The 14175-nt window shown below is 70.3% G+C and carries 17 protein-coding genes; 10 read left to right on the forward strand and 7 right to left on the reverse strand.

The window, feature by feature from the left end; translation table 11 throughout:
- Positions 1–35: 35 nt before the first annotated feature.
- On the forward strand, positions 36–524 hold the full coding sequence (locus tag HNR67_RS06025; protein ID WP_185001113.1) for a SigE family RNA polymerase sigma factor: 489 nt from the start codon (positions 36–38) through the stop codon (positions 522–524).
- Positions 525–602: 78 nt separating this feature from the next.
- Here the strand turns inward: HNR67_RS06025 and HNR67_RS06030 are convergent, their stop codons facing one another.
- Complete coding sequence (locus tag HNR67_RS06030) at positions 603–1139, reverse strand: ferritin (RefSeq protein WP_185001114.1); 537 nt, start codon at positions 1137–1139, stop codon at positions 603–605.
- A gap of 137 nt (positions 1140–1276) precedes the next feature.
- Positions 1277–2518: an arginine deiminase gene (locus HNR67_RS06035; RefSeq protein WP_407645113.1), complete on the reverse strand. Its 1242-nt coding sequence runs from the start codon at positions 2516–2518 to the stop codon at positions 1277–1279.
- 175 nt (positions 2519–2693) lie between these two features.
- On the opposite strand from HNR67_RS06035, the gene HNR67_RS06040 reads away from it, so the two are divergent.
- Positions 2694–3236: a DM13 domain-containing protein gene (locus HNR67_RS06040; RefSeq protein WP_246492468.1), complete on the forward strand. Its 543-nt coding sequence runs from the start codon at positions 2694–2696 to the stop codon at positions 3234–3236.
- Between the two features lie 57 nt (positions 3237–3293).
- Positions 3294–4157, forward strand: a complete 864-nt coding sequence (locus tag HNR67_RS06045) for a glutamate ABC transporter substrate-binding protein (RefSeq protein ID WP_185001116.1) — start codon at positions 3294–3296, stop codon at positions 4155–4157.
- Positions 4158–4553: 396 nt separating this feature from the next.
- Here the strand turns inward: HNR67_RS06045 and HNR67_RS06050 are convergent, their stop codons facing one another.
- Both HNR67_RS06050 and HNR67_RS06055 read right to left on the reverse strand, forming a co-directional pair.
- On the reverse strand, positions 4554–5363 hold the full coding sequence (locus HNR67_RS06050) for a CPBP family intramembrane glutamic endopeptidase (protein WP_185001117.1): 810 nt from the start codon (positions 5361–5363) through the stop codon (positions 4554–4556).
- Positions 5364–5375: 12 nt separating this feature from the next.
- Positions 5376–6023 (reverse strand): response regulator, encoded by a 648-nt coding sequence (locus HNR67_RS06055; RefSeq protein WP_185001118.1) that lies wholly within the window; start codon positions 6021–6023, stop codon positions 5376–5378.
- 107 nt (positions 6024–6130) lie between these two features.
- Here HNR67_RS06055 and HNR67_RS06060 point away from each other — a divergent pair, with 107 nt between their 5' ends.
- Positions 6131–6607 (forward strand): Hsp20/alpha crystallin family protein, encoded by a 477-nt coding sequence (locus HNR67_RS06060; protein WP_185001119.1) that lies wholly within the window; start codon positions 6131–6133, stop codon positions 6605–6607.
- Between the two features lie 66 nt (positions 6608–6673).
- Here HNR67_RS06060 and HNR67_RS06065 read toward each other — a convergent pair whose 3' ends face one another.
- Entirely contained in the window at positions 6674–7252 is a 579-nt protein-coding gene (locus HNR67_RS06065) for a macro domain-containing protein (protein ID WP_185001120.1), read from the reverse strand.
- Between the two features lie 141 nt (positions 7253–7393).
- Between HNR67_RS06065 and pheA the strand changes: the two genes are divergently transcribed.
- Together pheA and HNR67_RS06075 are read left to right on the forward strand one after the other, a co-directional pair.
- Complete coding sequence (gene pheA / locus HNR67_RS06070; protein ID WP_185001121.1) at positions 7394–8314, forward strand: prephenate dehydratase; 921 nt, start codon at positions 7394–7396, stop codon at positions 8312–8314.
- Positions 8311–8937, forward strand: coding sequence for a histidine phosphatase family protein (locus tag HNR67_RS06075; RefSeq protein ID WP_185001122.1), 627 nt, complete (start codon positions 8311–8313; stop codon positions 8935–8937). The genes pheA and HNR67_RS06075 overlap by 4 nt, the downstream gene beginning before the upstream one ends.
- Here HNR67_RS06075 and HNR67_RS06080 read toward each other — a convergent pair.
- Both HNR67_RS06080 and HNR67_RS06085 read right to left on the reverse strand, forming a co-directional pair.
- Positions 8934–9284: a metallopeptidase family protein gene (locus HNR67_RS06080; RefSeq protein WP_185001123.1), complete on the reverse strand. Its 351-nt coding sequence runs from the start codon at positions 9282–9284 to the stop codon at positions 8934–8936. The two genes, HNR67_RS06075 and HNR67_RS06080, sit on opposite strands and share 4 nt — an antisense overlap.
- A 3-nt stretch (positions 9285–9287) precedes the next feature.
- Complete coding sequence (locus tag HNR67_RS06085) at positions 9288–10337, reverse strand: septum formation family protein (RefSeq protein ID WP_185001124.1); 1050 nt, start codon at positions 10335–10337, stop codon at positions 9288–9290.
- Between the two features lie 163 nt (positions 10338–10500).
- Between HNR67_RS06085 and HNR67_RS06090 the strand changes: the two genes are divergently transcribed.
- The 4 genes from HNR67_RS06090 to serS all read left to right on the forward strand — a co-directional run bounded on the left by HNR67_RS06090 (position 10501) and on the right by serS (position 14139).
- Positions 10501–11100, forward strand: coding sequence for a hypothetical protein (locus HNR67_RS06090; RefSeq protein WP_185001125.1), 600 nt, complete (start codon positions 10501–10503; stop codon positions 11098–11100).
- 2 nt (positions 11101–11102) lie between these two features.
- Positions 11103–12272 (forward strand): glutathionylspermidine synthase family protein, encoded by a 1170-nt coding sequence (locus HNR67_RS06095; protein ID WP_185001126.1) that lies wholly within the window; start codon positions 11103–11105, stop codon positions 12270–12272.
- A gap of 50 nt (positions 12273–12322) precedes the next feature.
- Complete coding sequence (locus tag HNR67_RS06100; RefSeq protein ID WP_247760995.1) at positions 12323–12790, forward strand: DUF350 domain-containing protein; 468 nt, start codon at positions 12323–12325, stop codon at positions 12788–12790.
- Between the two features lie 80 nt (positions 12791–12870).
- Positions 12871–14139: a serine--tRNA ligase gene (serS, locus tag HNR67_RS06105; RefSeq protein WP_185001127.1), complete on the forward strand. Its 1269-nt coding sequence runs from the start codon at positions 12871–12873 to the stop codon at positions 14137–14139.
- Positions 14140–14175 lie beyond the last annotated feature (36 nt).

Consider the following 14175-nt stretch of genomic DNA (forward strand, 5'->3'; position numbering starts at 1 on the left):
TCCTATCCTTGTGCCGGAGTAGGTGACATGGGGGCTTGGTGGACGAGGATTTCAGCGAGTTCGTGCGGATGTCGCTGCCCGCGCTGCTGCGCTACGGGCACGCGCTGACCGGCAATCCGCATGACGCGGCCGACCTGGTGCAGTCGGTGCTGGAGAAGGTCGGCACCCGGTGGCGCTCCTTGCTCCGCCAGGAGATCAACCCGCAGGCGTACGTGCGGCGGGCCATGGCCAACACCCACGTCAGCTTCTGGCGGCGGGTGCGCAAGGAGAGCCTGGTCGCCGATCTGCCCGAGGACGGCCAGGGCTACGAGCAGGCCGACCGGCTGGAGAACGAGCCGCTCTGGCAGGCCCTGCGCGAGCTGCCGCCACGCCAGCGCGCGGTGATCGTGCTGCGGTACTACGACGGGCTCACCGAAGCCGAGATCGCCGAGTCACTCGGCATCAGCAAGGGCACGGTGAAAAGCCAGTCCAGCAAGGCGATGACGGCCCTGCGGAGCAAGCTCGGCGACCTCGGCGAGGACTGAGCGCGGACATGGCAGCGCCCGTGGACCGGGTCGCGGTGCACGGGCGCTGGCCTGTGGTGGGAGCAATCAGCACTTGGCTTACAGGGTGCCGCCGGCCGCGCGCGGGGCGGTCGGGTCCGAGCCCTCGTCGCCGACGTTCTCGCGGGTGAGGAAGTCCTCGATGTTGAACAGGTTGCCGTCGGCGCGGTCCACGATGGTCAGCAGGGTCGACATCGAGGCGACCTCCTCGACCTGCTCCTTCAGGAACCACTGCATGAACTGCTCGCCGAGGTAGTCACCCTCGTCGCGGGCCGACTTGGCCAGCGCGGTGATCTCCTCGGTGACGTGCCGCTCCTGGTTGAGGGCCAGTTCGACCGGCTCGCGCACGGAGGCGAAGTCGTTGCGCACCTCGTCCACCCCGGGGATGGCCACCGGGAGGCCGTTGTCCAGCAGGTACTGGACGATCATCATGGCGTGGTTGCGCTCCTCGAGCGCCTGGCGGTAGAAGTGCGCGGCCAGGCGCGGGAGGTCCTTGGCGTCGAACCAGACCGCGACGGCGAGATACTGCTGGGACGCGGTGAGTTCATTCCGGACCTGGGTCTGCAGCAGCTGCTGGAACTTGGTAGTCGTGGTCATGGCCCAAACAATACAACGGAATTCGAGTTTCCGCAGGTAAAGCCAGGTTTGCCTAACTTAGCCAAGCCTTGTTGAACTTGCTGGCAGACGGCCCGCGCAATTCCATTCCGTAATTGCGCGGGCCTATTTCCGCGAATTCACCCGAGCGTGTCTCGCGCAATCGGGCAGGACATGCACCGAGGGCCACCACGGCCGGAGCCCAGCTCGCTGCCCGCGATCCGCAGCACCTCCACCCCGGCGTCCTCCAGCCGGGCGTTGGTCTCCACGTTGCGCTCGTAGGCCACCACCACGCCCGGCGCCACGGCCAGCGTGTTGTTGCCGTCGTCCCACTGCTCGCGCTCGGCGGTCACCGCGTCAAGGCCGGTGTCGATCACCCGCAGCCGCTCGATGCCCATCGCCTCGGCGGCCGCGCCCAGGAACGGCAGCGGGCCGTCCACGATCACTCCACCGGAGCCGTCCGGTCGCAGCGGGTAGGCGGAGAGGGTCTCGCGCACCGCCGGGTACATCACCACCGCGTCCCGGTCGACCATGGTGCACACGGTGTCCAGGTGCATGGTGGCCCGCTCCTGCTCGATCGGCACCGCGAGCACGGTGTGCGCGAGGCCGTCGGCGAAGGCGGAGCGGGCGAAGGACTCCGCGCCCGCCGGGGTGGTGCGCTCGCCCACGCCGACCGCGAGCACGCCGGGGGAGAGCAGCAGCACGTCGCCGCCCTCCAGCGGGGCCGAGTGCGCGCCGTAGGCACGGCCGGTGCGGCTGAACCGCGGGTGGTAGGCGTAGATCAGGTCGGTCAGCGCGGTCTCCCTGCTGCGCGCGGGCAGCGCGAGCGAGGTGATCGCCACCCTGTCCGCGACCCACACCGAGGAGTCCCTGGTGAAGAGCAGGTTGGGCAGCGGGTTGACCGCGAAGTCGGCAGGCTGGTGCATCCGGCGCACCAGCGAGGCGCCCTCGGCGGCGGGCAGCTCCTCGAAGGTCATGCCCGCCATCAGCACCCCGGCCAGGTCCTTGGCCTTCATCCCGGTCAGGTGCGAGCGCAGCGCGTCGGCCAGGTCAAGGCCGAGCTGGCGTTCGTCCACCGCCGAGTGCACCGCGCCGAAGCGGGCCCGCGGATCGGCCAGCGCCTCCACCAGCACCTCGCCCAGCAGCAGCACCTCCACCCCGCGCGAGCGCAGAACCTCGGCGAAGGCGTCGTGCTCGAGCTGGGCCCGGCCCAGCCACGGCACCCCGTCGAACAGCAGTTGGTCGTTGTTACGCGGGGTGAGGCGCTTCAGTTCCGCGCCAGGACGGTGCAGCAGCACCGTGCGCAACGGGCCGACCTCGCTGTCCACCCGGTGGATCGGCTCGGCGGCTGGGGTCTCGCTTGCGATCTGGTGAGCGCTCACGCAGCGGAGCGTAATGCTCTCGAAAGATCATGGCAGCGCGCTGATCAGTGAATTTGGGTCAGGATGTAAGGAGTCGAACCTCGGGAGGCGGATTGTGAACCAGAACACGGTGGTGAAGCGCGGTTTGTTGCGTCGTCCGGTCGTTTTGGTTGCGATTGTGATTGTCGCAACGGTTTTGAGCGTCGGTTTGTACCTGTTCCAGCCCTGGAAGCTGTTCACCAGCAGCACCCTGGACGAGGCCCTGCCGGCCGGGGTGACCAGCGAACTGGCCCCGACCTCGGCCGCGGCCCCCGCGACCAGCTCCGGGGCGCCCGCCAGCCCGCCGCCGGGTTCGACCGCGCCCAGTTCCGTCCCCGGCCCGCCGCCGCCCGCCCAGCCGAGCACGCTGGCCGGCGGGGACTTCGTCTCCCAGGAGCACCCGACCAAGGGCAAGGCCACCGTGCTGAGCCTGGCCGACGGCTCCCGGGTGCTCAGGCTGACCGGCCTGGCCAGCAGTGACGGTCCGGACCTGCACGTCTGGCTCACCGACCAGTCCGCGGGCGGCGAGTGGGGCAAGTACGACGACGGCCGCCAGGTGAAGCTGGGCAAGCTCAAGGCCACCCACGGCAACCAGAACTACGCCATCCCGGCCGGGGCCGACCTGAAGGGCCTGCGCAGCGTGGTCATCTGGTGCGACCGGTTCAACGTCGCATTCGGTTCCGCCCCGCTCACGCTGTGACGCTCACCCGTTCGGGTAGCCTCCCCCGGAGTGACCGGGTCCGGAGGGGACAACGGAATGCGTCAGGTTCGTGCGCTGCGGCACGTGGGCACCGCGTTCGTCGCGGTGGCCCTGCTGGCCGTGCTGCCAGCGGGTTGTGGGTTCTTCGGTTCCTCGGCCGACGGCGCGGACACCCCGCCGCCGGACGGTCCGAAGCTGACCGTCGGCATCAAGTTCGACCAGCCCGGCCTCGGCCAGAAGACCGGTGACAACACCTTCGCCGGCTTCGACGTGGACGTGGCCAGATACGTGGCCAGGGAGCTGGGCGTGCACCCCGGCAACGTGAGCTTCGTCGAGGCCAAGAGCGCCGAGCGGGAGACCATGCTCGAACAGGGCAAGGTCGACCTGGTCGCGGCCACCTACTCGATCAGCGACGCGCGCAAGAAGAAGGTCGACTTCGCCGGGCCGTACTTCGTGGCCGGGCAGTCCCTGCTGGTGCGCAAGACCACCTCGGACATCACCGGCCCTGAGTCGCTGAACCAGAGCGACTGGCGGCTGTGCTCGGTGAAGGGCTCCACCCCGGCGGAGAAGGTCAAGCAGTCCTACGCCAAGAGCGTGACCCTGCGCGAGTTCCCGTCCTACCCGGAGTGCCTGGTGGCGCTGGAGGACGCGGACGACCCGGTGGACGCGGTCACCACCGACGACGTGATCCTGGCCGGCTACGCCGCCGGGCAGCCGGACAAGTTCAAGCTGGTCGGCAAGCCGTTCTCGCAGGAGCGCTACGGCGTCGGCCTGCGCAAGGGCGACGCCCGCCGGGACAAGGTCACCGCCGCGCTGCGCAAGATGGTTTCCGACGGGAGCTGGAAACGCTCGGTCGAGGAGAACATCGGGAAATCTGGCTATAAAATTCCTGAACCACCGGCTGTGCTCGACTCGCCGTGAACTATAAGGGCGGCAAAGTCCGGCTGGTCCGTTGGAGCGACTCAAACCGACGATAGTCTGATCCAGCGTCCGACCATGGTTTGACCGGCACTCCCTCCCTGGGCTGAAGTGCCTGCCAGGGGCTTGGAATCCGCCGCGTTCCGCATATCGTGTCGGCCATGGGCATGCTCACACACCGCGCCGCCGCCGGGTTGACGGAATTGGCGCTCCCGGCTGTCACCGGGAATGTGATGCCGCCCCGTCCGGAAAATGTGAAGAAGCTTTTAGTCGGTCTGACACCGCCCGGTCAGACCGCGCCAAGCCGCAGGGGATAGCTGCCCGCCCCCTCCGGCATCGGACGGACGGGATGATCTCCGCGCCCCCCACCCTGGAGATCATCCCGTCCGTCTTCCTCGTTCACGGCAGCCAGGACACCGCGCCCTTGAGCAGCGCGTACCCGACGAAGGCGATCACGTCGATCACCGCGTGCCCGACCACCAGCGGCCACAGCCGGTTGGTGCGCTGCCACACCCGGCCGTAGACCAGCCCCATCACGATGTTGCCGGCGAACCCGCCGAAGCCCTGGTAGAGGTGGTACGAGCCGCGCAGCACCGCGGAGGCGACCAGCGACCGGTTCTCCGACCAGCCGAGCATCCGCAGCCTGGTGATCAGGTAGCCGACCACCAGCACCTCCTCGGCCCAGGAGTTGCCGATCGCGGACAGGATCAGCATCGGCGTGCGCCACCAGGTGTCATCCAGCGCCGAGGGCACCACGGTCAGGTTGAGCCCGATCGCCCTGGTGATCAGGTAGAAGGCGATGCCGGGCAGGCCGATCAGCGCGGCAAGGCCCAGCCCGCGCAGTGCGTCCGAGCGCAGTCTGGTCCGGTCCAGACCGACCTCGGCGAGCTTCTTGCCCGCCTTCCACAGCAGGTAGGCGCCCAGCCCACCCCAGGCGAGCAGCTGCAGCACGCCGAGCAGCTGGTGGGCCAGGTCGAGCAGGCTGAGGGTGGAGCGGGAGACGTTGAGCGCCACCGACTGCTGGCTCAGCGGCTTGGGCTGCAACAGCGAGCTGATGAAGGAGAGCAGGCTGCGCAGCCCGGACAGGCCCAGCGTCGCGGCGAACACGATCGCCAGCTCGATCCACACCGCCCGGCGCTGCACCGGGTCGGTGATCACCTCGACCTCCGGCCGCGCCGGGTTGAGCCAGTTGCCGATCACGCTCGCCATGCTGGCAGCGTGTCAGTCGGTCCCGTGTGAGTGCCGGGCGACCCAGGCGGCGAGCTGGGTGCGGCGCTCCATGCCGAGCTTGGCCAGCACCGAGGTCACGTAGTTCTTCACCGTCTTCTCGGCCAGGAACAGCCGTTCCGCGATCTGCCGGTTGGTCAGGCCCTCGCCGATCAGGCCGAGCACCTTGCGCTCCTGCTCGGTGAGCGCGGCCAGTTCGTCCGGCGGCTCGGGATCGCCGCGGCGCAACCGGTCCAGCACCCTGGCGGTGGTCACCGGGTCCAGCAGCGAGCGGCCGGCCGCGACCTCGCGCACCGCGGTCACCAGGTCCTGCCCGCGCACCTGCTTGAGCAGGTAGCCGGAGGCCCCGGCCATGATCGCGCCGACCAGCGCGGCCTCGTCGTCGAAGGCGGTCAGCACCAGGCAGTGCGGTGCGTCCGGGCCCTGGGCACGCAGGGTGCGGCACAGTGCCACCCCGTCGCCGTCGGGCAGCCGCATGTCCACCACCGCGACCTGGGGCCGGTGCGCCAGCGCGACCACCTCGGCCTCGGCCACGCTGCCCGCCTCGGCCACCACCTCGATGTCGTCCTCGGTGGAGAGCAGATCGCGCAGCCCGCGCCGGACCACCTCGTGGTCGTCTACCAGCAGGACCCGGATCGGCATGAACTCAGGCTACGGCGGCGGGAACAACCTCGGTGCGCCGGTCGTTAGCACTCATGACCGGCGAGTGCTAAAACCGCCGGTGAGGAACCTGGAAAGGGTGAAAGAACATGGCTCTTGCAGTCCGTTCCACGTGGGACCCGTTCACCGCGCTGGTCCGCCAGTTCGACCGTGATGTCTTCGACGGCCTGACCCGTTCAGCGCCCTCGGCCCAGGGCTTTGTTCCCGCCGCCGACGTCCGCAAGGACGGCGCCGACGTCGTGCTCACCCTGGAGCTGCCGGGTGTCGACGTGGCCAAGGACGTCGAGGTCGAGGTGGCCGAGCGCCGCCTCACCATCAGCGGCCGCAGGCACGACGAGCAGAGCGCGGAGCAGGGCGGCCTGATCCGCAAGGAGATCCGGCACGGCGAGTTCCGGCGTGAGTTCTCCCTGCCGGCCGGTGTCACCGCCGGACAGGTCGAGGCCGACTACGACCGCGGCCTGCTCAAGGTCCGCATCCGCGAGGTCGTGAAGGTGCCTGCCGCGCCCGCGAAGATCGCCATCCGCGGTGCGGAGGCCGTCGAGGTGCCCGCCGTAGAGGCAGGCTGACCCGGAAGAATCCCAATGTGAAAGGGGCATTCCCGTGCTTGCACCACGGGAATGCCCCTTTCACGCTCAGCGTACGCCGAAAACCTCGTCCCAGGCCGCGGTGACCTGGCGGCCGCAGGTGGCCGGATCCACCCCGCCGACGCCGGTGCCGAGGCCGGGCAGGGCGATGGAGCGGACCGCGTGCCGCACCGGGGTGCCGTCCTCCAGCCTGCCCTCCTGCCAGAGCCGGAAGACCGCGCGGGCGGCCAGGTAGGGATGCACGGTGTCCTTGGGCAGCAGTTCGCCGGGGACGCGCATGGTGGGGGCGCTGATCAGCCATTGCGGGGCTGGTTCGCCGGTGGGCACGATCAGCGCCTCGCCGACCGGTAGCTCACCGCCGTGCAGCGCCAGCACCGCGCTGCGCACGTGCTGCTCGACCTGGGGGAAGGCGGTCGCGTAGACCGCGTCGATGCCGCCGCGCATCCAGCCGTAGGAGTTGGCCGGGCTGACCACGGCGTCCACGTCCAGATCCAGCACCGAACCCTGGTGCACTTCCACCCCGGAGCGGCCGGTCGCGGCGCGCTCCCACTCCCAGCCGAGCGGACCCGCCACGGCGCACAGCACCAGGCGCGGCACGGCCGCCTGCGGTTGCACTTTCCCGGTCACGCCCCAAGCATCGCCGGTCACGGGGAAAGCATTGCAGCAAACCAACACGGCCGGTCACCGGGTCTTCCACCAGTCGGGTGGGTGTTCTCACGGTTGAGAGCAAGGCCACAGCGACCTCCCGCTACGGCGTTAGGCTGAGGTATGCCGCGCATCGCCTACTTGGGGCCGGAACGAACCTTCACCGAACAGGCGACCCGGCGCCTGGTCGACCCCGCCACCCACGAGCTGATCCCGGCCACCACGGTCGCCGCCGCGCTGGAGCTGGTGCGGCTGGACAAGGTCGACGCCGCCGTGGTGCCGGTGGAGAACTCGGTGGAGGGCTCGGTCCCGCCCACCCTGGACGGCCTGGCCCTGGGCAGCCCGCTGGTCGCGATCGCCGAGACCGTGCTGCCGGTGCGCTTCACCGTGCTGGTCCGGCCCGGCACCAAGGCCGCCGACGTGCGCACCGTGACCAGCCACCCGCACGCGCTGGCCCAGGTCAGGGAGTGGCTGGCGGCCAACCTGCCCAACGCGGCCGAACTGGCCACCACCTCCACCGCGGCCGCCGCGGTCGCGGTCGCCGAGGGCACCGCGGACGCGGCGATCACCGCGCCGATCGCGGCCGAGGGCTCCGCACTGACCGCGCTGGCCGCCGACATCGGCGACGTGGCCGACGCGGTGACCCGGTTCCTGCTGGTCCGCAAGCCCGGCCTGGTGCCGGCCCCGACCGGCAACGACCGCACCTCGATCGTGGTGGTCACCGAGAACCGGCCGGGCTCGCTCTCGGAGGTGCTGGTCGAACTCGCCCTGCGCGGGATCGACCTGTGCCGGATCGAGTCCCGGCCGACCAGGGAGAAGCTGGGCATCTACCGGTTCTTCCTCGACTTCGCCGGGCACATCGCCGAACCGCGGGTCGGCGAGGCGCTCTCCGCCCTGCACCGCACCTGCTCCGACGTGCGCTTCCTCGGCTCCTTCGCGCGCGCCGACGGCGATTCGCCGCCGCCCCCGCCGGGCACCGGCACGGCCGAGTTCACCGAGGCCGCGCAGTGGCTGACCCAGGTGCGCGCGGGCGGGCAGGCATGAGTTCGTTACGCCTGATGCTCGTCCGGCACGGCCAGACCCCGTCCAACGTGCGGCACGCGCTGGACTCCCTGCCGCCCGGCCCATCGCTGACCGCGGAGGGCCGCGGCCAGGCCGAGAAGCTGGCCGAGGACCTGGCCATCGAGCCGGTCACCGCGGTCTACGCCAGCGTCGCGGTGCGGGCACAGGAGACCGCCGCCCCGGTGGCATCGCGGCACGGGCTGCCGGTGCGGGTGATCGAGGGCGTGCACGAGACCCAGGTGGGCCCGACGCTGGAGGGCCGCAACGACGACGCGGCGATCCTGGCCTTCCGCGCGGTGGTGGACACCTGGCTGGCGGGCGACCTGTCCGGGTCCGCGCCCGGCGGCGAGACCGGGTTCGACGTGGTCGGGCGGTTCGGCGCGGCGGTCCGGCGGATCATCGCCGAGCACAGCGACGGGGTGGTGGTGCTGGTCAGCCACGGCGCGGCGATCCGGCTGATGGCCACGCACCTGCTCGACGGCAGCACCGACGTGCTGGCAGGGCACCCGTACCTGCCCAACACCGGCCGGGTGCTGCTGGAGGCCGATCCGGACAGCTCCGGCGGGTGGCGTTTCGTGGAGTGGCTGGGCTACGAGCGGTTCTAGCCCCAGCCCAGTTCGTGCAGCTTGGCGTCGTCGATGCCGAAGTGGTGTGCGATCTCGTGCACCACGGTGATCGCCACCTCCTCGATCACGTCGTCCTCGGTCTCGCAGATGTCCAGGATGGCGTCCCGGTAGATGGTGATCCGGTCCGGCAGCACACCGCCGTAGTCGGAGTTGCGCTCGGTCAGCGCGATGCCCTCGTACAGCCCCAGCAGCCCGGATTCCTCCGGGTGCCGGGGCTCGACGAAGACGGCCACGTTGTCCATCGCCCTGGCCAGCTCCGGCGGCACCTCGTCCAGCGCCTCGCCAACCAGCTCGTCGAACCGGGCAGGCGTCATGTCCACCGGCACGGCCTAGCCGCCGCTGGTGGTGGTGGGTCCCGGCGAGCCGCCGGGGTGCTCGGAGTTGGCGTCGGTTGGCACGCCGGCGTCCCGCTGCACGTCGGTGCCTGGGCTGCCGGGCGGGGCAGGGGCGCCCGGCGGCAGCTTGGACAGCAGCACCGGCGCGGGCTCGGTGCCGACCCGCATCTCGCTCTTGACGCTGCCGAAGACCGGGGCCAGCCCGCTGTTGTCCTTCAGTTTCGCGCCGACCTTGCACTCCACCCGGCGGGCGCCAGCCAGCCAGCTGTCCTGCTTGAGGGTGTCCCAGAAGACGATCAGGCCCTTGCGGCTGACCACCTCGGCCCCGCCCGCGTAGTCCGCCGCGGTGCGCGCGCACTCGCCGGCGAGCAGCTCGTCCTGCCGGGGCTCTGCCGGGAACTCCTGCGGGAACCGGGCGCCCAGGTTGACCACGCCGACCACCTCGTAGGCGTGCGGTTTGCCGCACTCCACCGGGTCGTAGACCTGCTTGCCGCTGATGCCCAGGCACATGCCCTGCGGGTGCACGTTGGACGGGTCGGCGGTCTTCGCGCTGCCCACGGTCGGGTAGAGCAGTCCGGACGGGGCCGAGTCCTGCATCCCGCACCAGACCTTGCGCTCCCCGGAGTTCCAGCTCTTCTCCCCGGAGCGCAGCAGGTTCACCCCGAGCTTGCCGTTGGGGTCGAACCGGCCGTCCAGGTACTGCACCGACATCTCGGTGCAGCGGTCCGCGGCGATGCCCTCCCAGCGCACCGAGTCCGGGAACGGGGCGCCGGGCGGGAAGTCCGCGGCCAGGTCGACCGAACCGGTGATCTCGAACAGGTGCGGATCATCACACTTCACCCGCCGCGCGTCCCCGGCGTCCGGCCGGGTCCAGGTCAGACAGGTGCCGGGGGGCGCGTCCCGCACCGCGTTGGTCGGCCCGTCGGTCTCCCCTGCGACTTCGGGACCGACGTGCCAACCTAGGACGGTGCTCAGCACCAGGACCAGCAGCGCACCGGCGAACGCCCCTGCCATCACCCGGCGGGTGCTTGCCGTGTTGTTCATGAGGCGAATCCGATCAGCGGTCGACGTCTGGGGCCCTGGCATCCTCTCCATGATGCCGTGAGGCCCCCATTACATACGGCCATCCAGGTGACGTGTATTGCTATTCAGCCACCTTGCTCCGTCAAACGGACGACATAGGTACGGTGCGCGCCGGGAGTGGTCGATGACTGAGAACGTGAATCCGGGTAACCCGCAGCCTCCTGTGCCTCCCAGGCGAGGACAGGTTAGCCACCAGGACCCGAGTAGGACGAGGGCGCGTCCGGCGACCCTGGCCGAGCAGCGTGCTCGCCAGGAGGCCGAGGCGGCCGAGCTGGCCGCGCGCCAGGCCGAGATCGCCGAGGCCGAGCGCAAGGCCAAGCTGCGCAAGCGGCTGCTCATCGGCGGCGGCGTGACCGTGGGCGTGGTCGCGCTGGTGGCCATCTGGTACGCCGCGCAGCAACCCGACGAGGTCACCGCGCGCTGCGTTGACCAGGACGGGGTGGTCGTCGACGACGACTACTGCGATGACGACTACGCGCGCTCGCACGGCGGCACCAGCCACGGCGGCGGCGGGATCTTCATCTACAACGGCGGCCGCCAGTACAGCTACAACTACGGCGGCAACGGCACCAAGGGCCAGAAGATCACCGGCGGCAGTTCGATCCGGCCCAAGGACGCCAACATCAGCACCGCCAGCGGCAAGAGCATCCAGCGCGGCGGCTTCGGCATCCGCGGTGGCAGCGGCGGCTCCAGCGGTTCCAGTGGCTCCAGCGGAGGCAGCTGACCGTGCGTCGTGAACGATCGGCCCCGCGCCCGGACTGGGAAGCGCGGATCGCCGAGCAGGGCCTGGTCTACGGCAGCCCGGCGACCAACGCCGACGGCAGCCGCAGGCCGTACTGGGACGAGTCGGTGCACTACGTCTTCGAGCTGGACGAGGTGCTCTCGCTGGAGGCCGACGTCGAGCTGCTGCACTCGATGTGCCTGGACGCGGTGGACAACGTGGTGACCACCGAGCGGTACAAGGACTTCGGGCTGCCGGAGTGGGTGTGGCCAGCCATCGCCGAGTCCTGGCGGCGGCACGACCCGCACCTGTACGGCCGCTTCGACCTGCGCTACGACGGGTCCGGCCCGGCCAAGCTGCTGGAGTACAACGCGGACACCCCGACCTCCCTGCTGGAGGCCGCGGTGGTGCAGTGGCACTGGCTCACCGACACCCACGAGGGCCACGACCAGTGGAACTCCATCCACGAGAAGCTGGTGGAGCGCTGGGGCGAGCTGGCCGACAAGCTGCCCTCGCCGCTGGTGCACTTCACCTTCTCCGGGGCCGATGCCAGCGGGGAGGACCACCTCACCGCGGCCTACCTGCAGGAGACCGCGGCCGAGGCCGGGCTGGACACGGTGGGCCTGGCCATCGAGGAGATCGGCTGGGACCCGGTGCTGCGCCGGTTCGTCGACCTGCGCGAGGACCCGATGGGCACCGTGGCCAAGCTCTACCCGTGGGAGTGGCTGGTCGACGACCCGTTCGGCAAGCACGCGGTGGAGACCCTGCCCGGCACGCTGTGGATCGAGCCGCTGTGGAAGATGCTGCTCTCCAACAAGGCGCTGCTCGCGGTGCTGTGGGAGATGTACCCGGGGCACCCGAACCTGCTGCCCGCCTACCTCAACGAACCCGGCTTCCTCACCGAGTACGTGAAGAAGCCGTTGCTGGGCCGGGAAGGCGCCAACATCGACATCGTGGCGCCCGGCATGGAACAGCGGACCGGCGGCGTCTACGGCGCCGAGGGGTTCGTCTACCAGTTGTTCTCGCCGCTGCCGGAGTTCGACGGGATGCGGCCGGTGCTCGGCGCCTGGGTGGTCGGCGACCACTCCGCGGGGCTGGGCATCAGGGAGACGGTCGGTCTGGTGACCGACGACGGCGCGGCGTTCGTGCCGCACCGGATTCCGCAGTCGTCTTAGTCCACACTGGACCGTCCTAGGCAGACGGTCGGTACCAAGGAGGAACACTCGTGTACGACCTGATCACCGTGTCCAGCCTCGCGCTGGAGCCCGGCTTCGGCGGCAACGTCGTCCGGGGCATCGGGGCCATCGCGCTGTACGCGGTGGTTGGCCTGCTGCTCATGCTCGTCGGCTTCTACGCCATCGACCTGACCACGCCGGGCAAGCTCAACGAGATGGTGCGGGCCGGTTCGCCGAACGCGGTGGTGATCACCGCCGCCGGTCTGCTGAGCATGGCCTTCATCGTGGTGGTGGCCATCTACAACGCCGCGGGCAAGCTCACCGAGGGGCTGTTGCTGGCCCTGATCTTCGGCCTGGTCGGCGTGATCGTGCAGGTGCTCGCGGTGCGGGTGCTGGAGTGGGCCACCCGGATCAACATCGGCGCGATCCTGCGCGCTGACCAGTTCACCCCGGCCAGCCTGGTGGTGGCCTCGGCCCACCTCGGCCTCGGCCTGGTCGTCGCGGTCGCCATCTCCTGACCTCCCGGCGCGGCGGGCGGCGTCCGGATGGACCCGCCCGCCGCGTTGATCACCCTGGTCAGGCGCTAGGCTGACGGACTGTGATCGACCTCAAGACCCTCCGCGAGAACCCGGACCTGGTGCGCGCCTCGCAGCGCGCCCGAGGTGAAGACCCGGCGCTGGTGGACGCGCTGCTGAGTGCCGACGAGCGCAGGCGGTCCGTGGTCTCCAGGGCGGACACCCTGCGCGGGGAGCAGAAGACCTTCGGCAAGCAGGTCGGCCGGGCCCAGGGCGAGGAGCGCGCGGCGCTGCTGGCCAAGGGCAAGGAGCTGGCCGCCGAGGTCAAGGCGGCCGAGGCCGAGCAGCACGAGGCGGACGCGGAGTTCATCGCGGCCCAGCGCCGGATCTCCAACATCATCGTGGACGGCATCCCGCACGGCGGCGAGGACGACTACGTCGTGCTCAAGCACGTCGGCCAGCCGCGCGAGTTCACCTTCACGCCCAAGGACCACCTGGAACTGGGTGAGGGCCTCGGCGCGATCGACATGGAGCGCGGGGCCAAGGTCGCGGGCTCCCGGTTCTACTTCCTCACCGGCGTTGGCGCGCAGCTGCAGCTCGCGCTGCTCAACCTGGCCGCGCAGCAGGCCACCGCGGCCGGTTTCACCATGATGATCCCGCCGGTGCTGGTGCGCCCGGAGATCATGGAGGGCACCGGGTTCCTCGGTGCGCACGCCAGCGAGGTCTACCGGCTGCGCGATGACGACCAGTACCTGGTTGGCACCTCCGAGGTGCCGATGGCCGGCTACCACTCGGACGAGATCCTCGACCTCGCGCACGGTCCCAAGCGCTACGCGGGCTGGTCGACCTGCTTCCGCCGCGAGGCCGGCTCCTACGGCAAGGACACCCGCGGCATCATCCGGGTGCACCAGTTCGACAAGGTGGAGATGTTCACCTACTGCAAGCCGGAGGACACCGAGGCCGAGCACCAGCGCCTGCTCGCCTGGGAAGAGGAGATGCTGGCCAAGGTCGAGCTGCCCTACCGGGTGATCGACACCGCCGCCGGCGACCTGGGCAGCAGCGCGGCCCGCAAGTTCGACTGCGAGGCATGGCTGCCCACCCAGCAGACCTACCGCGAGGTCACCTCGACCTCCAACTGCACCACCTTCCAGGCCCGCCGCCTGAGCACCCGCTACCGGGACGCCGACGGCAAGCCGCAGGTGGCCGCCACCCTCAACGGCACGCTGGCCACCACCAGATGGATCGTGTCCATCCTGGAGAACCACCAGCAGGAGGACGGTTCGGTCCGGCTGCCGGTGGCGCTGCGGCCGTTCTTCGGCGGCGAGGACACGCTCAAGCCGATCAACCGGTAGTCCAAGGGGCAACAACCCGAGGACCGACAGTTTCGG

It is taken from the genome of Crossiella cryophila, assembly GCF_014204915.1.
Classification (GTDB): Bacteria; Actinomycetota; Actinomycetes; order Mycobacteriales; family Pseudonocardiaceae; genus Crossiella; species Crossiella cryophila.

What these genes read in the sequence shown, in the direction of transcription:
- HNR67_RS06030 (WP_185001114.1), bottom strand. Translation starts at nt 1,139, where the DNA reads ATGACCACGACTACCAAGTTCCAGCAGCTGCTGCAGACCCAGGTCCGG.
- HNR67_RS06045 (WP_185001116.1), top strand. Translation starts at nt 3,294, where the DNA reads ATGCGTCAGGTTCGTGCGCTGCGGCACGTGGGCACCGCGTTCGTCGCG.
- HNR67_RS06050 (WP_185001117.1), bottom strand. Translation starts at nt 5,363, where the DNA reads ATGGCGAGCGTGATCGGCAACTGGCTCAACCCGGCGCGGCCGGAGGTC.
- HNR67_RS06055 (WP_185001118.1), bottom strand. Translation starts at nt 6,023, where the DNA reads ATGCCGATCCGGGTCCTGCTGGTAGACGACCACGAGGTGGTCCGGCGC.
- HNR67_RS06060 (WP_185001119.1), top strand. Translation starts at nt 6,131, where the DNA reads ATGGCTCTTGCAGTCCGTTCCACGTGGGACCCGTTCACCGCGCTGGTC.
- pheA (WP_185001121.1), top strand. Translation starts at nt 7,394, where the DNA reads ATGCCGCGCATCGCCTACTTGGGGCCGGAACGAACCTTCACCGAACAG.
- HNR67_RS06075 (WP_185001122.1), top strand. Translation starts at nt 8,311, where the DNA reads ATGAGTTCGTTACGCCTGATGCTCGTCCGGCACGGCCAGACCCCGTCC.
- HNR67_RS06085 (WP_185001124.1), bottom strand. Translation starts at nt 10,337, where the DNA reads ATGAACAACACGGCAAGCACCCGCCGGGTGATGGCAGGGGCGTTCGCC.
- HNR67_RS06090 (WP_185001125.1), top strand. Translation starts at nt 10,501, where the DNA reads ATGACTGAGAACGTGAATCCGGGTAACCCGCAGCCTCCTGTGCCTCCC.